This is a genomic window from Microbacterium schleiferi (assembly GCF_038150145.1).
Taxonomy (GTDB): domain Bacteria; phylum Actinomycetota; class Actinomycetes; order Actinomycetales; family Microbacteriaceae; genus Microbacterium; species Microbacterium schleiferi_B.
In genome coordinates this window covers 191869-212494 of the sequence record NZ_JBBWSA010000007.1, presented here as the reverse complement: position 1 = coordinate 212494, position 20626 = coordinate 191869, and the positions used below count along the sequence as shown (strand labels likewise).

13 protein-coding genes and 1 pseudogene are annotated in these 20626 nt (G+C 67.8%); 9 read left to right on the top strand and 5 right to left on the bottom strand.

Going from position 1 to position 20626, the window contains the following annotated elements; translation table 11 throughout:
* Positions 1–64: 64 nt before the first annotated feature.
* From metG to AADH62_RS10165, 4 genes and pseudogenes are all read right to left on the bottom strand, one after another.
* The gene (gene metG / locus AADH62_RS10180; protein WP_341579380.1) at positions 65–1642 is read right to left on the bottom strand and encodes a methionine--tRNA ligase; all 1578 of its coding nucleotides are present in this window, start codon (positions 1640–1642) and stop codon (positions 65–67) included.
* A 38-nt stretch (positions 1643–1680) separates the two neighbouring features.
* Positions 1681–2490, bottom strand: a complete 810-nt coding sequence (rsmI, locus tag AADH62_RS10175) for a 16S rRNA (cytidine(1402)-2'-O)-methyltransferase (RefSeq protein WP_341579379.1) — start codon at positions 2488–2490, stop codon at positions 1681–1683.
* Positions 2491–2543: 53 nt separating this feature from the next.
* Positions 2544–2669, bottom strand: coding sequence for a hypothetical protein (locus tag AADH62_RS10170; protein WP_341579411.1), 126 nt, complete (start codon positions 2667–2669; stop codon positions 2544–2546).
* 50 nt (positions 2670–2719) lie between these two features.
* Positions 2720–2929, bottom strand: a pseudogene (locus AADH62_RS10165) (sugar ABC transporter permease); the annotation flags it as partial.
* Here AADH62_RS10165 and AADH62_RS10160 point away from each other — a divergent pair.
* Entirely contained in the window at positions 2847–3740 is an 894-nt protein-coding gene (locus tag AADH62_RS10160; RefSeq protein WP_341579410.1) for a hypothetical protein, read from the top strand. The pseudogene AADH62_RS10165 and the gene AADH62_RS10160 overlap by 83 nt on opposite strands.
* Positions 3741–3884: 144 nt before the next feature.
* Positions 3885–5456, top strand: coding sequence for a dolichyl-phosphate-mannose--protein mannosyltransferase (locus AADH62_RS10155; protein ID WP_341579378.1), 1572 nt, complete (start codon positions 3885–3887; stop codon positions 5454–5456).
* 10 nt (positions 5457–5466) lie between these two features.
* On the opposite strand, the gene AADH62_RS10150 is transcribed toward AADH62_RS10155, so the two are convergent.
* Positions 5467–6303 carry an aldo/keto reductase gene (locus AADH62_RS10150; protein ID WP_341579377.1) on the bottom strand — a complete coding sequence of 279 codons (837 nt, stop codon included), beginning with the start codon at positions 6301–6303 and terminating at the stop codon, positions 5467–5469.
* A gap of 85 nt (positions 6304–6388) precedes the next feature.
* Here AADH62_RS10150 and AADH62_RS10145 point away from each other — a divergent pair, with 85 nt between their 5' ends.
* The 7 genes from AADH62_RS10145 (at position 6389) to AADH62_RS10115 (ending at position 20626) form a co-directional block, all read left to right on the top strand.
* The gene (locus AADH62_RS10145; RefSeq protein WP_341579376.1) at positions 6389–7360 is read left to right on the top strand and encodes an FHA domain-containing protein; all 972 of its coding nucleotides are present in this window, start codon (positions 6389–6391) and stop codon (positions 7358–7360) included.
* 109 nt (positions 7361–7469) lie between these two features.
* Complete coding sequence (locus AADH62_RS10140) at positions 7470–8612, top strand: serine/threonine-protein kinase (protein ID WP_341579375.1); 1143 nt, start codon at positions 7470–7472, stop codon at positions 8610–8612.
* A 4-nt stretch (positions 8613–8616) separates the two neighbouring features.
* Positions 8617–14553, top strand: a complete 5937-nt coding sequence (locus AADH62_RS10135) for an Ig-like domain-containing protein (protein WP_341579374.1) — start codon at positions 8617–8619, stop codon at positions 14551–14553.
* A gap of 25 nt (positions 14554–14578) precedes the next feature.
* Positions 14579–15544 (top strand): AAA family ATPase, encoded by a 966-nt coding sequence (locus tag AADH62_RS10130; protein ID WP_292725671.1) that lies wholly within the window; start codon positions 14579–14581, stop codon positions 15542–15544.
* Positions 15541–16896 carry a DUF58 domain-containing protein gene (locus AADH62_RS10125; protein ID WP_341579373.1) on the top strand — a complete coding sequence of 452 codons (1356 nt, stop codon included), beginning with the start codon at positions 15541–15543 and terminating at the stop codon, positions 16894–16896. Before AADH62_RS10130 ends, AADH62_RS10125 begins: the two co-directional genes overlap by 4 nt.
* Complete coding sequence (locus tag AADH62_RS10120) at positions 16893–19448, top strand: transglutaminase domain-containing protein (RefSeq protein ID WP_341579372.1); 2556 nt, start codon at positions 16893–16895, stop codon at positions 19446–19448. Before AADH62_RS10125 ends, AADH62_RS10120 begins: the two co-directional genes overlap by 4 nt.
* Positions 19445–20626, top strand: coding sequence for a DUF5684 domain-containing protein (locus tag AADH62_RS10115; RefSeq protein ID WP_341579371.1), 1182 nt, complete (start codon positions 19445–19447; stop codon positions 20624–20626). The genes AADH62_RS10120 and AADH62_RS10115 overlap by 4 nt, the downstream gene beginning before the upstream one ends.

Sequence of the window (20626 nt, the reverse complement as noted above, 5' to 3'; positions counted from 1 at the left end):
CGAGCGCATGTCGCGTCCGCCCGTTGAGCGAGCGTAGCGAGTCGAAACGCCCCGAGCTGCCGCATCACGCCGGCTGCTCGACCCGGGGGAACAGCGGCGCCAGGCCATTGACCGAGGTGCCCGGCTTCAACTGTCCCCAGGTCCCAGCCTCGCGAAGCGGCTGGTCCTGCAGGCGGCCGATGGTCTCAGCGGCCCCCAGAGCAATCCAGAGCCTCTCGGTCGCGATCGGCATCACCGGCGAGAGCAGCTGTGCGAGAGCGCGCAACCCCTCGGCCGCGGTGTAGAGAACCGTCTCCAGGCGCGGTCGAAGCGCGTCATCCTTTGCGAGCGCCCACGGCTCGTTCTCGGTGATGTAGCCGTTGAGCTCGTCGACGATCGTCCAGATCGCCCCGATCGCCTCGTCGATGCGGAACCGCTCGATCGCAGCATCTGCGTTCGCGGCAGCGTCCGCAACAACCCGCTGGATCGCGAGGTCGGCATCCGTGTACTTCGCGGGCGGCGGCACGATGCCCTCGAAATACCGCTCGATCATCGCGACAGTGCGCGAGGCGAGGTTTCCGAATCCGTTCGCAAGCTCCGCCTGGTAGCGCGCCGACAGGTCCTCCCACGAGAACGAGCCGTCCTGCCCGAACGCGATAGCCGAGAGGAAATAGAAGCGGTAGGCGTCGGAGCCGAAGACGTCGGTGATCTCGGTCGGCGCGATGCCGGTGAGCTTGGATTTCGACATCTTCTCGCCGCCCACCAGCAGCCAGCCGTGCGCGAACACGCCGCGGGGAACCTCGACGCCGGCAGCCATGAGCATCGCCGGCCAGATGACGGCGTGGAAGCGCAGGATGTCCTTGCCCACGACGTGATAGGCCGGCCAACGGCGTGCGAACTGCTCGGGGTCGGATCCGTAGCCGACAGCCGTGGCGTAGTTCAGGAGCGCATCCACCCACACATAGATGACGTGCGAAGGATCCCAGGGCACCTTGATGCCCCAGTCGAACGTCGACCGCGAGATCGAGAGATCCTTCAGGCCGCTGCGAACGAAGGATGCCACCTCGTTGCGCGCCGACTCGGGCCTCACGAAATCGGGCACGCTCTTATAGAGGTCGAGCAAGCGGTCCTGGAACTCGCTGAGCTTGAAGAAGTAGTTCTTCTCCTGCAGCAGCTCCAGCGGCTTCGAGTGGATCGCGCAGACCTTGAGGCCTTCGAACGCGCCAGTGCCGTCCTGGATCTCGGCCTCGGTCTTGAACTCCTCACAACCCACGCAGTAGAGCGCTTCGAACTCGCCGGCGTAGATGTAGCCGTTGTCGTAGATCGCCTGAACGAACTGCGTCACGCGTTCTTCGTGGCGCGCCTGCGTCGTGCGGATGAAGTCGTCGTTGGCGACATCGAGCGTCTTCAGCAGCGGAAACCACGATTCGCCCACGAGCCGGTCGACCCACTCCTGCGGGGTAGCACCGTTGGCGGCTGCAGCCCGCAGCATCTTCTGGCCGTGCTCGTCGGTTCCGGTCAGCATCCAGGTGTCATCGCCTGACTGTCGGTGCCAACGCGCGAGTGTATCCACGGCGACCGTCGTGTACCCGTGCCCGATGTGCGGGACATCGCTCGGGTAGTAGATCGGCGTCGTGATGTAGAAGGAACTGCCGGAACTCACCCGAGAAGTCTAGTTCGGGCCGATGCCGCCCCGCGGGTCTATGACAGCGACGCGTTGTAGAGCTCACGCGAGGAGTGGCCGGATGCCGCGGCGACCTCCGCGCAGGCATCCTTCAGGCGCTTTCCCTGCGCGAGGAGATCTGAAACGTAGGCCACCGCGTCGTCGAACGACATCGCGGGACCGGCGGCGCCACCGACGACGATGACGATCTCTCCCCTGATCCCCTCAGCTGCCCAGGCGGCCAGATCCTCAAGCGGTCCCCGGCGTACCTCCTCGTGGAGCTTGGTGAGCTCCCGGCACACGACGGCGGCGCGGTCGACGCCGAAGATGCCAGCCATGTCAGAAAGGGTCTGCGCGCACCGCGCCGGCGACTCGAAGAACACCATTGTGCGCGGCTCAGCGCGCAGCGCCGACAACGCGCTGCGCCGCTCCCCCGACTTACGCGGCACAAACCCCTCGAACGTGAATCGATCCGTCGGAAGGCCCGAGACTGCCAGGGCCGCGAGAACCGCGCTCGGACCCGGCAGCACACTCACGGCGACCCCGGCCGCCGCCGCCGTGGCAACGACCCCGAATCCCGGGTCACTGATGGTCGGCATCCCGGCATCCGACAGCAGCAGCACGTCGGTATCTCGTGCGAGCTCGACGAGCTCAGCCGCGCGCGCCTTCTCGTTGTGGTCGTGCAGGGCAATCAGCCGGGGCCGGTTCTGGATGCCGAGAGCTGCAAGCAGCCGCTGTGTCGTGCGGGTGTCTTCGGAGGCGACCACCTGGGCGCTTTCCAGCGCTTCGACAAGGCGCCGAGAAGCGTCGCCGAGATTACCGATGGGCGTGGCGGCGAGGATGATCACGGCCCCAGCCTAGGGCTGACGCCTCAGGCTGGGGCCGTGCCCACTCGGCTGACTCAGCTGTTGCCCGAGCGCCGCTTGTTGTAGACGTCGAAGGCGACAGCAAGCAGCAGCACGAGCCCCTTGACCGCCTGCTGCCACTCGATACCGATACCCATGATCGACATACCGTTGTTGAGCACACCGATGATCGCACCACCGATGAAGGCTGCCGAGATCGCCGAGATCGTCCGGCTGCTACCGACCCGACCGACAGGTCGATGTGACCCGCGATGATGACCATCACCGTGCCGATTGCGAGAACCAGGATGTAGCCGTTCTGGACGATCAGGTTCGAGATGTTCTGCGGGCGCAGCAGGATGCCGTCGGTCGTGATCGTGAAGAACACCACGACCGCGATGAGGGCGATGAAGATGCCGTTCTTGCCGAGGTCGCCGAGGATGTTGCTGAACCACCGGGTGAACTTATTGTCGGGCGGGTTGACGAGCGCTCCGGCTGCCGGGGATTCCGTGGCGAGCGCGCTCGTGCAGCGCTGCAGCGACGGTGTCATCGAGCGGGCCAGACTGGGAGACCAGAAGCGCGTGGCGCGCTGCGACCTCGAGAGCGGATGCGACCCGCATCGCCGCGCGCAGATCAGCGCCGACCGCGAAGACGCCGACGGCGCGAACGAGAGCAACCGAGCCCTCGGGTCCCAGCACCCGCGCTACTGCGTCAGCCAGCGCTTCGGGATCGGCACGATCCGTGACCGTGACCGGAACCGGTCCGCCGAACTCTTCGGCGGCAGCGACGGTGAGGCACGGCAGCGAGTCGGCGCGCGCCGCCCACGCCAGCGCATACGGCGAATCTTCCTGCGAATTCTCCCGCTCAGTGGCAGATCACGCCAGGACGAGGGCCTCGTCTCCAGCGATCGGCGCCCAGAGCTCGATGCGCTGCCGTCGAGCCTGGAGACACTCACCGACGTGCCGGCAACATGGGCGGCGTTCGCGACGGAAGCCGGGCTCGCGGGTCCCTGGCGGGCATCGGACGGAACCGTCGCCGGCTTCCGGACTGCCGTTCTCGCACAACGCCGCGGCATCCGTGTGCTGTCTCGAGCACTCGCTGCAGCTCTTCGAATCACCGCCGACCTGGGCCTTGATCTCGTCGTGGACCCGATGACCGCTGGCGCCGTGGCCTTGCACGCACAGGGAGCCGGTCCGTTCGAACGTCGAGCGGTCGTGGCCGGACACACGATTCGGGCGACGGATGCCGACTGAGCATTCGGTAGCGGCCCTGTCCTGGAAGGCGGCGCGCTGCAGATCGCCGGCTTCCTGCTCGGTGTCACCGACGATCCGCCCCGGCCCCCGGCCGCGGCCTCGGCGCCGCCGGAACTCGCAGTCCCGCCCGAATAGGCTGTCACCGTGACCACCATCGTCGACAGCCCCGCGCGTCCGACGGTGTACGACCGTGTCAGCACCCGAATCGCGGCTTCCCCCCGGCTCCAGATCGCGGTGCCGGCGGCGGTGACTGCGATTGCCGGCATCCTGCGCTTCTGGAACCTCGGACACCCGCACGAACTGGTCTTCGACGAGACCTATTACGTGAAGGATGCCTGGTCGCAGTGGAACCTCGGGTTCGCCGCGAAGTGGCCCGATGAAGCCGACGCGCGCTTCGCGGCCGGCGAGACCGACATCTTCCTCGACGATGGAAGCTACGTCGTCCACCCGCCGCTGGGGAAGTTCCTCATCGGCGCCGGGATGGCGTTGTTCGGCGCCGATTCGTCAGTCGGGTGGCGCTTTGCCACGGCACTGTTCGGCACGCTCGCCGTGCTCCTGCTCTATGTCGTTGCTCTCACGCTTACCCGGTCGATCGGTGTGGCGACGGCAGCAGCCGGGCTGATGGCGATCGATGGCCTCGCGATCGTGCTGAGTCGAGTCGCGTTGCTGGACACCTTCGTCATGTTCTTCACCCTGCTGGCGTTCTGGTTCGTGCTGCTGGATCGACGATGGCTTCGCGAACGGGAGTGGCCGCGCCGATTGGCGACGGGACGCTGGGGATCGGAGTCTCGCTGGGGTCCGGTGTTCTGGGCACGGCCGTGGGTTGTCGCGGCGGGGCTTGCCGCAGGAGCCGCGACAGCCGTGAAGTGGTCGGGCCTGTACGTGCTCGCCGGTATCGGGATCTACCTCGTCATCGTCGACGCACTGGACCGCCGCCAGCGCGGCGTGGAGCACTGGCCCGCCGATGCCGCGGTGCGGCAGGGGCCGGTGACCTTCGTGCTGCTCGTGCCGCCGGCACTCCTTCTTTACCTCGCGACGTGGACGGGGTGGCTTCTCACCGACGGCGGATACGACAGGCACACCGTCGACGGCTCGCCGGCTACCGGCTTCTGGTCGTGGGTGCCGCTGTCGCTGCAGAATCTGTGGGCCTACCACCAGTCGATGTACGGCTTCCACGTGGGGCTGTCAGCAAGCCACAGCTACGCGAGCCCCGCATGGCAGTGGCCGCTCCTGGCCAGACCGACCTCGATGTTCTATCACAGCGATGCTCTTGGCGAGGCTGGCTGCACGGCAGCTTCGGGGTGCGTGCAGAATATCTACTCGATGCCGAACCCGCTCGTGTGGTACGCCGCCATCGCAGCCACCGTCTACCTCGTCATCCGGTTCATCCGACGCCGCGACCTCGCCTCGGGCTTCGTCCTGACCGGCGTCGCCGTCACCTGGGTGCCGTGGCTGCTGTATCCCGAGCGAACGGTGTTCCAGTTCTACACGGTCGTGATGCTGCCCTTTCTGCTGCTGGCGCTGGGGATTGCGCTGCGTGATCTCGCCCATCCGGCCGGGGCCAGTCCCGACAGGCGCGTGACGGGTCAGCGGGTGGTGGCCGTCTTCGTCATCGTCGCGGTGGTGCTCTCAGCGTTCTGGTACCCGATCCTCACGGCGACGACCGCACCGTACGACTTCTGGCGACTCCACAACTGGTCGCCCACCTGGATTTGACGCGTAGCGCTCAGTTGACCTCGTCGGGATGCGCCGAGACACGCCCCGAACCATCGCCCGGGTCGATCGCGTCGATTGCGGCGATCTCGGCATCCGTTAACGCGAAATCGACGATGTCGATGTTCTCGGCCAGCCGCTCACGTCGCACCGACTTCGGGAACACGATGTTGCCCTTATCGAGGTGCCAGCGCAGCACGACCTGCGCCGGGGTCTTGCCGTGGGCAGCTGCCGCGTCCGCGACCGCGGGGATCGAGAACAGGTCGTACTTGCCCTGTCCGAGCGGACCCCAGGCTTCGATCCGGATGCCGCGAGCGAGTGCCCACTCGACGACCTCGCGCTGCTGATAGGCGGGGTGAAGCTCGATCTGATCGACCACCGGGCTGACACCGGTCTCGGCGATGATGCGCTCGAGATGGGGCACGAGGAAGTTCGAGACCCCGATGCTGCGGGTAAGTCCCGCATCGCGCAGGTCGATCAGACGCTCCCACGCGTGAACGTAGTTGTCGCGTGCGGGGGTCGGCCAGTGCACGAGGTACAGGTCGACGGCATCGAGCCCAAGCTTGTCGAGGCTTTCGCCGAGCGCGGCGCGAGGCTCGTCGCCGTCGTGGCGGTCGTTCCAGAGCTTGGTCGTGATGAACAGGTCCTCACGCGGGATGCCGCTCTCGGCGATCGCGGCGCCGACTCCCTCTTCGTTGCCGTAGATGGCAGCCGTGTCGATATGCCGATAACCGAGTTCGAACGCCTCGAGCACGGCCCGACGCGTGTCGTCGGCCGGAACCTTGAACACGCCGTACCCGACCTGCGGAATGCGGTTGTCATCGAGAAGCTGCACCGAGGGAATCGTCATGTTCCCAGCGTATGCGGCATGGCACAGCCCGGGAGGCCGTGCATGACGCGAAGAAGACCGCACCGTCGCGCAATATGCTGTGCGCATGTTCAGCTATACCCCAGCGGCTGCCGATCGGGACGCCTGGGGTCTGATCACCGATCGATTCGTCCTGACGATCGCGACCGACGCGGGCCATGCACTGGAGCTGTGGCGGACGATGACCACCCAGGATGCGACGCTGGAGAGCATCCTCGAAGCCCTGGTCACCCGCGGGGTGCGAGTGATCCCCGACTTCGCACTGATCGAACTGCTGGATGCCTCGACCGGCTCGGCTTCCCTCGCCCTGCGCGGTCGAGGACGGGCCGAGGTCGGCAGCTCCCAGCAACAGCGCTACTCGGGCAAGGGCGCGGCCACGTGGGTCGAAGCATCGACGCAGCAGATCGCCGAGCTGACGATCGGCTTGCGCGGAGAGCCCCCCGGGCCGGCGCGACTACCCGTTGAGCGCGGGGTCGTCCGCACCGAGCAGGTCCACTGGGGCATTCCACTTCCGGAGCTCGACATGGCTGTCGAGCAGTCGTCCGAGCCTCGCTGGGCAAGCGGTGTGGTGCCGAGCACCGACCCTGAGGACGGCGAGATCGACGACCGCACGGTGATCGGTTCGCGGGCGGCCGCCCGCGCGGATCTCGACGATGCCACCGTCCTCGGGCAGCGCCGAGTCGAGCCTCGCCTGGCTCTGCACTTCAGGAATGGCCCGCTCATTCCGATCGCAGGGACTGTCGTCTTCGGCCGCTCACCTACGCGCGCGGGCGCGACGACAGTGACCCTGGCTTCGCCGCGACACGAGGTGTCCGCAACCCACGCCGAGGTGGTCGCCGAGGGCGTTCAGCTGCGGCTCCGAGACCTCCGGTCCACGAACGGCACGTTCGTCACTGCAGGAGACGGCCCGACGATCGAGGTGCGCGACCGCGAGATCACGCTCGCCCCCGGCGACCGCGTCGATTTCGGCGACGGCAATATCGCCGAGGTGACCCTGGCACGCAAGGGCCGCCCCTCGGCCGGCGTTGCACGGTCGTGATTCGCATGTGATAGGAAATATTCGAACGGCCAGGGGGAACAAGGGCAGTCACGCATTTGAGCGCGGTACACGCACCCGACGGGGCCGCGCTCACTTCGGGGGGGAAACAATGGCAGGGCGCCTACCAGCGGCGCCGCCGATCCTCAGCGGATTCACCTATGTGAGACCGCTGGGCACCGGCGGCTTTGCCGACGTGTTCCTGTTCGAGCAGAACATGCCTCGCCGCCCCGTCGCCGTCAAGGTGCTGTTGCAAGACATCGTTGACGACGGCCTGCTGCGGATGTTCAACGCGGAAGCCGACGTCATGGCGCGCCTGAGCGCCCACCCCTCCATCCTCACGATCTACCAGGCCAGCGTCTCTGCGGACGGTCGCCCCTACATCGTGATGGAGCACTGCCCGAACTCGATGACCAACCGCTATCGACGCGAGCTCATACCGGTCGCCGAGATCGTCGCTCTCGGCGTGAAGATCGGGTCTGCCCTCGAAACCGCCCATCGCGCGGGTCTGCTGCACCGCGATATCAAGCCCTCGAACATCCTCATGACTGCCTTCGGGGCTCCGGTGCTATCGGACTTCGGGATCGCGGCCTCGATCAATGCCCGCGGCGACGGTGAGGTCTTCGCGATGTCTGTCCCGTGGAGCGCCCCAGAGGTCGTCGACGAATCGATCTCGGGCTCGATCCCTAGCGAGGTGTGGAGCCTCGGAGCGACGATCTACACGCTGCTCGCCGGCCGGAGCCCGTTCGAGATCGCCGGCAGCGGGCAGAACGGGCGGGATCAGCTCAAGGGCCGGATCCGCAAGGCTCAGTACACCCCGATAGGCCGATCGGATGTGCCCCCCTCGCTCGAAGCGGTGCTGCAGCGGTCGATGAGCAAGGACCCCGCACGGCGCCAGGCCTCGGCGGCGCAGTTCGCCTATGAGTTGCAGGTCGTCCAGCACGAGATGGGGCTCCCCTCGACACCCCTCGAGATTGCCGTCGACGAGTGGGCGGCCGCGGGAGCCGCGATCGACTTCCAGGACAACTCGCTGCGCGGCCCAGTCCGCCCCACCGTCGAGCACGCCTCCCGCCGGCCGCAGCGCGCGTCGCGCTCCACCGCGCGCCGGGTGAGTCTGGACGGCACAGTGCTCGCCGGGTCCTCGCCCTCACGACCTGCACGGAGCCGCTGGCTCATCCCGACGATCATCGCGGGCGCGGTGGCGGTCGGCGCCGCAGCGACGGTGACAGTCCTCGCCCTCACGGGGGTGTTCTGAGCGGATGACATCCACCCCGACGAGCCCGACAAGGCCCCGCTGGCGCGCACTCGTAGCCGGTGGGGCAACGGTCGCGGTCGTCGGCCTGGTCGTCGCGGCCGCAGCAGTCTGGCCAGGATTCGATGCACAGGAGACGCCGCTGCAGGATTCGTCCGTGTGGGCGCTGCAGACCGGCGACGGGCGGAACTATGCACGGGTGAACACGGCACTGGGCGAGCTCGTCACGGTCAAGCAGGTCGAGAACCCCAGCAGTCTCGCCCAGACGCAAGGGCATCTGTTCGTCTTCACCGATGGCGACAGCAAGTACGCGGATGTCTCGCTCCCCTCACCTCCCGACATCGACGCCGATGCCGCAGACGTCCTCCAGCCGACCCCGTCCGGAACCAGCGACGTGTCTTCGGCGGGCGACTATCTCGCCTATCTGACCGACACGGGCGACGTCTACGCCGCCCGCCTGTCGACCGGCGGTGCCGCGACGATCATCGACCCGTACGCCGACGTCGTGGTCGAACAGGGGCAGACGCGTCCGCGCATCGGTGCTGATGCGGTGACCGTGACCGACACCGGGACGGTGCTGGCGCTCTCGCTCGCGAGCGGGAGGATGTTCACCGCGGACGCCGCCACGGGCGAGATCACCGACGAGGAGGACGTTGAGATCCCGGCCACCGATGACGTGCAGCTCAGTCGGGTCGGCGGGCGGTGGGTCGTCTTGGAGCCCGCCAGCGGAACACTCTGGATCCAGGGCGTCGATGGTCCGATCTCTCTCGATGTCGATGAGAACGCGCGTCTTCAGAGTCCAGACCCGTCCGCTGCCGAGGTCTCGATCGCCGACGGAAGCGGTCTGGTGACGGTCGCCCTCGACGGTCAGAACACGCAGCGCATTGTCGAGGCCCAGGGTGCGCCCGCGCAGCCGACCTCCGTCGGGGGTGTCCTGTTCGGCGCATGGCTCACAGCCGAAGCTGGCACGCTGTGGTCCTCGGAGTCCGGAGCCACCGACCTCGACTACGCCGGAGCCGCCCTGGACGAGCAGCTGACGCCGGTCATCGCGGCCAACTCCGGACAGGCGATCCTCAACGAGACGACCTCCGGCTGGGTGTGGACGCTGCCCGATGGTGCGCTGGTCGCCTCGTCGCAGTCCTGGCGTGGCGAAGAGGCCGCCCGTCAACAGGAGCAGGACCAGAATGTGACGCCCGACCGCGTCCTCGACCCGCGACCTCCGGTCGCCGAGCCCGACTCCTTCGGCGTCCGTGCGGGGCGGGACGTTGTCCTGCCCGTGCTCCTGAACGACCACGACCCCAACGAGGATGTCCTGAGCATCATCGGCTCGTCGGTGACGGGGCTTGATCCGTCCTTCGGCACGATCCGTGTCGCAAATAAGAGTCAGCAGCTCGTCATCGAGGTCGCAGCGGGAGCCTCCGGCTCCGCGACCTTCTCGTACCGGGTGACGGATGGGACCACGGCCGACGGCCTCAACTCCGAGCCAGCCAGCGTGACCGTCAGCGTCGTCCCGGAGGATGTCAACAACGCGCCGATCTGGTGCGGTGGCGATCCGGGGTGTCTGGCCACGTGGCCCTCGCCCGATGTCCTGCCCGGCGGTACCGTCTCGGTGGACGTGATGGAGGCCTGGGTCGACCCGGACGGCGACCCCGTCTACCTCTCGGACGCCACCAACGGCACCGGCGTGGGAACGGTCGCCGCCGACCCTGCAGGCACGGTCACCTACCAACACCCGGATCCCAACACCACGACGGCGCTGAGCGTGCAGGTCGATGTCACCGTCTCGGATTCCCGTGGCGCGTCAACGAGCCAGCCCCTGTTCATCTCCGTCACCCCGTCGCCACAGCTGTCCGCCGACTCGTTCGCGTTGACCGGGGAACTCGGCCTGCCGATGTCGGTCACCCTGGATGACCGCGTGCACGGCACGAAGGGCGCGGTGTCGTTGACCGCCGTCAAGACGCTCAACGGTTCGACGGCCACCGTCGTCCCGAACTCCTCCGGGCTGTCCTTCACCTTCACCGCCGACCAGCCGGGCTCGCATGTCGTGCAGTACACCGTGCGCGATGACACCGGCGAGATGTCGGCGACCGTGCGGATTACGGTGCTCGATCCCGCGGAAGTCCGCATCTCGACGCCGCCGCTGACCGCCTTCGTCCGACCGAACGAGGATGCCTCGATCGACGTGCTCACCGCAGTCGAGAACCCGTCGGGGCGCGTCCTGCTGGTCAGTGATCTTCGCCCGGAGCCCGCCTCTGGCGCCTCGCTGAGCGTGGACGTCGTCGCACAGAGCCTGATCCGCGTGTCCGGTACCACCGCCGACGGGCAGCCCGGGCAGTTGGGTACGGTCCGGTACACGGTCTCGGACGGGACCGGGGATCCGAACGCCACCGCAACGGGCGAGCTGACCGTCATCCTGCTGCCATCCCCGAGCGCCAAGCCGCCGATCGCGACCGATGACACTGTCACCGTGCGCGTCGGCTCTCTCATCGACATCCCGGTTCTAGCCAACGACACCGCTCCCGCCGGCGCACTTGTCTCAATCGATCCGTCCCAAGTCATCAACGAATCCACTGCCGGACTCGCCTTCGCGACGCCTCGGGTGGTGCGTTACCTCGCCCCCTCCGAGCCGGGCACCTATTCCGTGGCGTATACGATCTTCCGCCTCGGGTTCCCCGAGATGACCGACAGTGCGCGCATCTTCATCACGGTGCTGCCCTCCGATACGAACACCGCTCCCCTTCCCACCGACCTTTCGGGACGGGTGCTGAGCGGTCGTGCGGTGTCGATCCCGTTCGACAGCTTCGGTGTCGACCCCGACGGCGACAGCGTGGTTCTCGACCGCATCGTCACGCAGCCCGCGCAGGGTTCGGCAGCGATCTCGGCCGAGTCGAATGCGATCGTCTACACGAGCAACCCGGGCGCCCGCGGCCAGGATGCTTTCACCTACCAGGTGCGAGACTCCCGTGGCGAGACCGCCGCCGCGACGGTCCGCATCGGCATCCTGGACGAGGCCTCCGACCCGAGCCCGGTGACCTACAGCGACTATGCCCAGGCGCAGGCCGGCGCGTCCAACACGGTCGTGCTGTTCCCGACCGACAATGACGTCGATCCCACCGGGAGCGAGCTGCAACTGGTCGATGTGCGTCCCAACGCCCAACCTGACACCGACGAATACGCGAAGCTCGAGGCGATGATGACCTCGGTGGATACCGAGACGGGGCAGGTCGTGCTCGCGGCGGGGACGGAACTGGGCACCTACTCCTTCTTCTACACCGTACGAAATCGCAGCGGTGACACCGCCCAAGGACTGATCGTCCTCAAGGTCGTGCGCACTCCGGTACCCGACTACCCGGTCGTGCAGGACACAATCCTGACCGCCGAGACCCGTGAGGATCTGCCCATTGGCATCGACGTCGTCACAGGCCGGGTGACCTGGAGCGGCGGCGACATATCGAACCTCACGATGGCTCTCTGGGGCGACTCGACGGCCTTCAGTGCCCAGGGCTGGTCGATCTCGGGAGAGATTCCCGAGGACTCCACACTTGTGCCCTTCCAGCTCTCGGGCACCGCCTTCAACGGGACCGAGGTTGTCACCTACGGGTTCCTCCGCATCCCCGGCGACAACGACATCGAACTGGCGCTTCGTGCCGGATTCACACAGATCGAGGTTGACGAAGAGGGGTCGGTCGACGTCGACATGGCGCAGGCCGTGGCAGTCCCCAAGGGAGAGGAGCTTGTCGTTGACGGCGCCGGCGTCACCTCGACCGGTGCCCGGGCCGGGCAGTGCTCCCTCGAGCGCGGCACGACGATTCGCTATGACGCGGGCGTCGGCGGCCCCTGGACCGACACCTGCACCGTGCCGGTGCGGCTCGCCTCGCAGGAGGATCCCACCTATCTCGCGCTGCGGGTCTCGATCATTGCGAAGGCACCGCAGCCCGAACTGCGCGCCGCATCCCTCAGCGTCAGCCCCGGCGCCGAAGCCGTGTACGACCTGCAGTCGATGACCACCTGGAACGGGGCACCCGACTGGGCCTCGGTCGAGTACGGCATCGAGTACTCCGGCGATCAGTTCGACGTGACGCAGTCCGGCTCCTCGTTGACCATCGTTGCGAAGGATGCATCGCGGCCCGCACGCGAGGAGCCGGTGACCGTGCGCATCCTCAGCCACCCGGATGCCGCGGCAGCGACCCTGGCGCTCACGGTCGGGCCTGCACCCTCGACCCTCCCGAAGGGCGGGACGGCGACCCAGCAGTGCTCCCAGAGCGGTGGCACGACATCCTGCACAATCCAGGTGATCGGCGTGGCAGGCGAGGTCAATCCGCTTCCGGGCACGCCGCTGATGCTGGTCTCGGTGACAAACCCCGAGAACTGCCCCGACGTCACCTTCACAAAGGCCAGCGCCACCGCGGTGACCGCGAGCTGGGCCTCCGATGCGCCGGGCGCTGCCGACTGCACTGGAAGCTTCTCAGTGCAGGATGCGCAACAGCGCGTATCCAGTGGGGATCGCGACGGCACCGTGATCCTCGACCTGCAGGGACTGCCTGCAGATCCCGCACGCATCAACTGGACCAACTACACCGGCGACACAGTGACCCTGCGGGTCAGCTCCGAATCCACGTCGTACCCGGCGGTGAGCGGCTACCGAGTCTCAGGCAGCAACGGTGTTGAAACGACCTGCTCTGCCACGGGCGAGTGCGCCCCGATCTCGGCGACCAACGGTGAGAAGGTCACCTACCAGGCGTGGGCGGTCAATTCCACGGGCGAGTCGCGAACCAGCTCGAGCATCGTGGCCTGGGCGTATCAGGCCCCCGTCGCCCCCGGCGGGATCGAGGCGACTCCTGTGCCGAACCCGCCCGACGGTCTCATCGCAAAGATCACCGTGACCGGGATCGGTCCGACCACGGGCGCCATCCGTCTGACAAGCCCTGTCGGCGAGACCGTCACGGTTTCTGTCCCGTCTGGACAGAACAGCGTCGAGTTCCCCGCGTTCCTTGTCGGCTCGAACACCGCCACGACCGTGACAGCGACGCCTGTCACCCGGTTCGAGGTGCCGCCCGAATCCGTCGTAGCCGGCGGCAGCTCGGATGGGACCTCGGTCTCGGGCGAGGCCTGGGGCATCGGTGCGCCGCTGATCACCGACCCGACTGTCACCGCGAGCACCGACGGCTCCGGGCAGATCCAGGTCGCCGCGACGGTCACGCCCAACGGCGCGGGCGCCACCGTCAAGGCTCGGGCCGTTCTGGCCGGCACGACTTGCACTCCCTCGGGGACGGTCACAGGATCCTCGTTCTCGACGACGCTCGCCGGCACGGTGTGGGAAGCGACGACTGTCGATCTCTGTGCCGAGACCTGGTACGACGGAGTGTCCTTCGGCACGACGAGCTGGACCAGCGGCACCGTCCGCCCCAGCGAGACGATCCCTCCCCCGACCGGGGATACGACCTACTCGATCGCTGCCTCCACTACCGCCGAGGCTCGGGTGCGTGAGTGGAACGACATCACGGCCCCGGCGCTGTCCGCAACTGGCACCTATCAAGTCGTCTTCTTCACGGGTGGGACACCCGTCGCCTCCTTCGACGATGCCTTCCGATACGGTGTGGCACCGGCGCCGCTGACCGCGAAGGCCTGTCTGGCGGGTGGCACCGAGACGTGTTCCGAACCCGTGACGATCTCCCCCGCTGCTGGATCACCGGCCTACCCGGTGCGGATCGAGTTCCCCGCGACCTGCGTCACCGGCGAAGTCTCGGCCGATCAGATTGTCGTTGCGGCTGAGGCAGGTCAATACTCGACGTCCGCGTCAGAAGACACTGAGGCTCACGCAACGTACTCCGTCGAGTTCAGCGGGGCTGTCGTGGCTCTGAGCACCCAGGCCTACACCATCAACTGCACCGCCCCGGATCCGCCGCCCGCTGACTCCGGAACAGAGGGGAGCACCACCCCGTGAGCACCGCACGCCCGAAAGGATCCGCATGACCCTCTCCGCCGAACAGACCAACTGGTTCCAGGAGTCCTTTGACAGCCTGGTCGCCAACGTCGAACAGGTCGTGCTCGGAAAGCGCCATGTCATCGAGCTGGCCTTCACGGCGATGATCTCCGAGGGCCACCTGCTGCTGGAGGATTACCCCGGTACGGGCAAGACGTCGCTTGCCCGCGCCATGGGGCGCACCGTTCAGGGCACGAGCAGCCGCATCCAGTTCACCCCCGATCTGCTTCCCGGCGATGTCACCGGCATCACGGTGTACGACCAGAAGAAGGGTGAGTTCGAGTTCCACATGGGACCGATCTTCGCCAACGTCGTCCTCGCCGACGAGATCAACCGTGCAAGCCCCAAGACCCAGTCGGCCCTGCTCGAGGTGATGGAGGAGGGTCAGGTCACCGTCGACGGCGTGACCCGCCCGGTCGGTACCCCGTTCCTGGTGGTCGCGACCCAGAACCCGGTCGAGCAGGCCGGCACCTACCGGCTGCCCGAGGCGCAGCTCGACCGCTTCCTGCTCAAGACCTCGCTCGGCTACCCCGATCACGCCGCGACCCTCAAAATCCTCGAGGGGACGGCGACAGCCAAGCGCGAAGTCGCCCCCGTGATCACTCCCCAGGGTGTGGTGACGATGGCCGACATCGCCCGCGAGGTGTACCTCAACCCGCTCGTGCTCGACTACATCTCGCGCCTGGTTGAGGCCACTCGAAACGCGACGCAGGTGCGCCTGGGCGTGAGTGTGCGCGGCGCGCTCGCGCTGACAAAGGCCTCCAAGACCTGGGCCGCAGCCCACGGCCGCTCGTACGTCACCCCCGACGACGTGAAGGCGCTGGCCGAGCCGGTCCTCGCCCACCGCCTCATCCTCGACCCCGAGGCGGAATTCGACGGGGTCACCGCGAACGCCGTCATCGGACAGGTGCTTCTGGACACCGTGCCACCTAGCCAGCGCGAGTCCGCGTGAGCTCACACACCGATTCCCGGATCACGCGAACGAGTGGATCGACCGGACGGTCCACCACTCGAACGCGCTATGCCACGGGGGGAACGACGACGGTCGTCGTCGTTCAGGGAATCAAGTTCTGGCGGCGGCTGAGGCAGACGATCACGCGCGCGACACGGGCGGTGACCGAAACGGTCACCGCTGGCGGGTGGATGCTGCTGGCCGCCGCCGCGGTCGGGCTCACGGCCGGACTCATCCTCGGCTGGATCGAGTTTGTCGCCGCCGGCACCATCGCTCTCAGTCTTCTGCTGCTCGCCTCGGTGTTCCTCTTCGGCGGGCGCGCCTACGAGGTGGACCTCACGCTCGCCCATGACCGGGTCGTCGCCGGCGCCGAGGTCAGCGGCGCGATCACCGTGACCAACATCGGCCGTCGACTCGCCCTCCCCGGGGTCGTCGACGTCCCCGTCGGCGAAGGTCTTGTCGAAATAGCCGTGCCCCTGCTGCGGCCCGGGGCAGTCTTCAGCGAACAGGTCGCCATTCCCACCCACCGCCGCGGTGTCATCGCGATCGGCCCAGCCCGCACGGTCCGCGGGGACCCGCTCGGACTGCTGCGACGTGAGACAGCGTGGCAGGACCACCACACCCTGTACGTGCACCCGGTGACCACGGTGATCCCCAGCACCGCCACAGGCTTCGTCCGCGATCTCGAGGGCAATCCCTCGTCTCTCATCGTCGACTCCGACATCTCCTTCCATGCCATCCGCGAATACGTCCCCGGCGATTCCCGCCGCCAGGTGCACTGGAAGTCGACTGCCAAGACCGGCACGCTCATGGTGCGCCAGTACGAGGAATCCCGGCGCTCGCGCATGCTGATCGCGCTCGCCACCGCCGAGACGGAGTTCGCAAACGAAGACGAGTTCGAGCTCGCGGTGAGTGCCGTCGGCTCGCTCGGTGTGCGCGGCATCCGCGACGGCCGTGACGTCGACGTCGTCGTCGGGCAGGAGATACCCGAGTTCGCCAGACGCATCACCCGCGCCGTGCACGAACTGCCGACGGTGAGCGCCCGAACGCTGCTGGATGCCCTGTGCGAGGTCGCCGAGCGCACGTCCGTAAACCCCCTCCTGGATGTCGCCACCTTCGCTGTCGAGGCCCATCGCGATGTCTCGGTCGGATTCCTCGTGTGCGGCTCGACAGTCACCGCGCATACCATCCAATCCGCGGCCGTCGCCTTTCCCCTCAACGTCAGTGTGATCGTGATCGTCTGCGACCCGGCCGCCGAGCCCGGCTATCGGCAATTGGGTGATATCGCCGTGATCACGATCGGACTCCTCGACGACCTTCGCCACATCCTTGCCCGGCGGTCCGCGGCATGAGCGCGCCTGCCGCCCCGATCCGCGACCGTGCGCGCCGCAGAGCGCGCACCTCCGCCCTGCCACGAAGACTGTGGGTCATCGACGTGGGGCTGTTGATCGCACTCGGCGGCGTCGCCGCTGTGGCCGCGTGGCCGATCTACCGCGACCCTTGGATGTATCTCACCGTCGGAATCGGGGTTGTGACGGGAGTCACGATCGCCGTCCTGGCTGCCCGCAGCCGGTGGTCGTGGTGGATCGTCGCCCTCGCTACCGTCGCCGCCTACCTCGTCCTCGGTATCCCCCTCGGGGCGCCGCGGGCACTCACGGATCTCAGCGAACTTCCCGCCGCAGTCGTCGATATCGCCACCGCGCCGGTTACCGGGTGGAAGAACATCCTCACCCTCGACGTGCCTCTCGGCACCTACCAGGCAGTGCTCGCCCCGCTCCTGCTGGTCTGTCTCCTCGCGCCTGTGATCGCTCTGAGCACGGCGTGGCGCACACGTCACTGGGTGTTCGCCGCTCCGCTCGCGCTGACGATGCCGGTCTTCGGCATCGTCTTCGGCTCAAGCGCGGTGCGCGGCATCCTGGAAATCGGACCCGTCACCGTTCCCGGAGTGGTGGAGCTGTCCACGGGCCTGTTCTGCCTGCTCGCATGCGTCGGCTGGTTCGTGTGGCGGACCAACGCCGCGCGCTCCCTCGAGCTGCGCACGGCCGAAACAGCGACCGGCGTGCGCGCCAAGCGCCCCCGCGGCGCCGCGACCGGCAAGTGGCTGCTCGCCGGTGCGATGGCGACCGTCGCGACCGTCGTCGGGCTGATCGTTGCGCCGCTGGCCGTGGCGGGGCAGGTGCGCGAGGTTCCCCGCACCGTCATCGCCCCGGAGTTGCGGATCCGCTCCGAACTCAGCCCCCTCATCACCTACCGCGAGAACTTCGATGACGACATCGTGGACACCGAGCTCTTCCGTATCACCACCGATCCGTCGGTGGACCGCGTGCGCCTTGCCACCCTCAGCTTCTACGACGGGGTCGTCGCGCGCGTCCTTGCCCCGGACGGGCTGGATCCGCTGGCCACCGCGTTCGTGCGACTTCCGACATCGTCAGGTACGGGGACCATCCGCTCGGTGATCGAGATCGGCGCCTACTCGGGGATCTGGGTGCCGATCACCGCCGGGCTCACCTCCGTGGGATTCTCCGGTGCCGATCGCAACCTGCTCGCAGACGGCTTCTTCTTCAGCCCCAACGCCGACATGGGCGTGCAGCTGTCAGATCCGGGCCTTGCCCCGGGCGTGTCGATCTCCCAGACCGCCACGCTGGCCGCTGCCGACGCCCAGGATCCGCTCGTCGGCGAGCCCCGGCTCGACGAGGATGTCATCCCGGATTCGCTCACCCAGTGGCTCGAGCTCCAAGACGTCGCCGATGGCTACGACGGGCTGGTGACTCTCATCGAGCGCCTGCGCGCCCGCGGGTATCTCAGCCATGCACTCACGATCGATGAGGACGTCCCGCCGTTGTGGATGACCCAGCTGGACGACTACTCATTCGAGCCCAGCCGGGCCGGGCATTCGACAGATCGGATCGGGTCGCTGTTCAGCGCCCTCAATGAGCGCCAGAATGACGTCGGCGGCGACGACGACGTTCTGCTGGTTGCCGCTGTGGGTGACGACGAGCAGTTCGCCGTAGCCGCGGCCCTCATCGCCGATCGACTCGGCTTCGAGAGCCGTGTCGTCCTGGGCGCCCGGCTTCACAGCGAGGACGACACGCTGAGTGTCTGCGAAGACGGCAGCTGCGTCGGCGGTGACATCGCCGCCTGGATCGAGATCCGCGACACCGCAGGCGGCTGGATCCCGATCGACACGACGCCCCAGCACGCGAACCCGATCGCGCCCGAGATCGATCAGCGCAACGACCCCCCGATCCCCACCGACGTGCGCCCGCAGCAGGCGGATGCCGTCCCGCCACCGGATGCCTCACCCGCGGATGCCGGCACAGCCGACGACACGGCCGCGCCAGAGAGCGTGGACCTCTCAGACCTCTGGGCAGCGCTGCGCGTGTCAGGAAGCGCCCTGCTGGTCCTCTTCATCCTGCTGGGCCCCCTGCTGGCGATCATTACGGCCAAGACGGTGCGGCGACGCTCCCGCCGTCACGCAGCCGACCCCGCAGACCGGGTGATCGCCGGCTGGGACGAGTATGTCGATGCCGCGGTCGACCGTGGGTTGCCGCTGCCGCACGCGCAGACGCGCTCCGAGCTCGCTGCGCTGTACGACGCGGAAGGCACCGGCGCCGCGGTCGCGCTGGCCTCGTGGGCCGATCGGTCGGCCTTCGCTTTCGAGCAGCCCACCGAAGCCGAGAGCGACGCGTTCTGGAGCCTCGTCGACGCAGAGCGTGCGCATTTGCGAACGGGGCTCGGTTGGTGGGCCAGCCTGCGTGCTCGCATCTCGCTTCGATCCTTCCGCCGCGGCATCCAGACAGCGACCGCGCAGGCAAGAGCAGAGCGCGCCGCCCGCCCGCGCACCTCTGATACCCACACCACCCGGATGACGCGCACGGCGTCGCGGAAGGAGCAACGTTCATGAACGATGGATCCGGCGCAGCCGCCGGGCTGATGGGAGCGGGGATCGTCGTGATCCTCATCGCGATACTGATCCCTCTCGGCATCTATATCTGGACAGCATTGGCACTCGGCGCTGTCTTCACGAAGGCCGGCGAGCCCGTCTGGAAGGCGTGGGTCCCTGTCGTCAACACGTGGACGCTGTACGAGCTTGGCGGCAAGCCCGGGTTCTGGGCGCTGTTGGCCTTCCTGCCAATCGTCAACATCGTCGCGTTCGTCTTCCTCATCATCTCGATCGATACCGTGAACAAGCGATTCGGACGAGGATCGGGGCTGACCGTCCTCGCGGTGTTTCTTTTCCCCATCTGGGCCAGCATCCTCGGGTGGGGAAGCTCGCGGCTGCTCTCAGGGCCGCTGCGCCCGGCATACCCGACGGGTCAGATGCCATCAGACACCCCGACGGCGCCGCCCGCGCCGCCGACCAGTCCGTTCTCACTTGCGGGCGGCGCGGCGGTTACCGCGGCACCTCCGCCACCTCCGGCTCCCCCCGCGCCTCCGGCGCCTCCGGCACCCCCGCGTGGACCCGCGCTTCCCCCACCCCCACCCCCGCCCCCGAGCTCCTCATCGCCCTTCGACGCTCGCCCCGCGTCGCCCTGGCCCGCACCTCCCGCCCCGGCGCCAGCTGCTCCCGCTGCGGCGCCGACCGCCTTCATCCCGCCGCCGCCGCCGTCCGCCCCGAATCCTGCGGAGCAGCCCAGCAGCCTGTGGGCTCCCGCGCCGGCAACGGCACCCGACGTCGCTCCTGCGCCCCCTGTGCCCGCCGCCCCGACTCCCCTGCACATCGACGAGGATGACGAGCGCACCGTGATCTCGCGCTCCAAGCGTCCCTCGTGGCTGCTGACCCTGCCCGACGGCAGCGATGTGGCCATCACCGCAAGTACCGTCATCCTCGGGCGCTCACCGGCGGCCCCGGCCGGGTCGGACGCCCAAGTCATCGCGGTGGTAGACGGCACCAAGACGGTCTCGAAGTCGCACGCTGTGCTGCGTCTGGTCGGCGACACCTGGGTCATCGAGGATTCGGGTTCGACCAACGGCTCGATCGTGCTCGACGAATCCGGCGCCGAGATCGAGGTCACCGCGACACACACTCTCATCGAGACGTTCCAGCTCGGGGACGCGACATTCCGCATCCGCAAAAGTTGA

What these genes read in the sequence shown, in the direction of transcription:
- AADH62_RS10115 (WP_341579371.1), top strand. Translation starts at nt 19,445, where the DNA reads ATGAACGATGGATCCGGCGCAGCCGCCGGGCTGATGGGAGCGGGGATC.
- AADH62_RS10140 (WP_341579375.1), top strand. Translation starts at nt 7,470, where the DNA reads ATGGCAGGGCGCCTACCAGCGGCGCCGCCGATCCTCAGCGGATTCACC.
- AADH62_RS10120 (WP_341579372.1), top strand. Translation starts at nt 16,893, where the DNA reads ATGAGCGCGCCTGCCGCCCCGATCCGCGACCGTGCGCGCCGCAGAGCG.
- AADH62_RS10160 (WP_341579410.1), top strand. Translation starts at nt 2,847, where the DNA reads ATGCCGTCGGTCGTGATCGTGAAGAACACCACGACCGCGATGAGGGCG.
- AADH62_RS10130 (WP_292725671.1), top strand. Translation starts at nt 14,579, where the DNA reads ATGACCCTCTCCGCCGAACAGACCAACTGGTTCCAGGAGTCCTTTGAC.
- AADH62_RS10145 (WP_341579376.1), top strand. Translation starts at nt 6,389, where the DNA reads ATGTTCAGCTATACCCCAGCGGCTGCCGATCGGGACGCCTGGGGTCTG.
- AADH62_RS10135 (WP_341579374.1), top strand. Translation starts at nt 8,617, where the DNA reads ATGACATCCACCCCGACGAGCCCGACAAGGCCCCGCTGGCGCGCACTC.
- AADH62_RS10150 (WP_341579377.1), bottom strand. Translation starts at nt 6,303, where the DNA reads ATGACGATTCCCTCGGTGCAGCTTCTCGATGACAACCGCATTCCGCAG.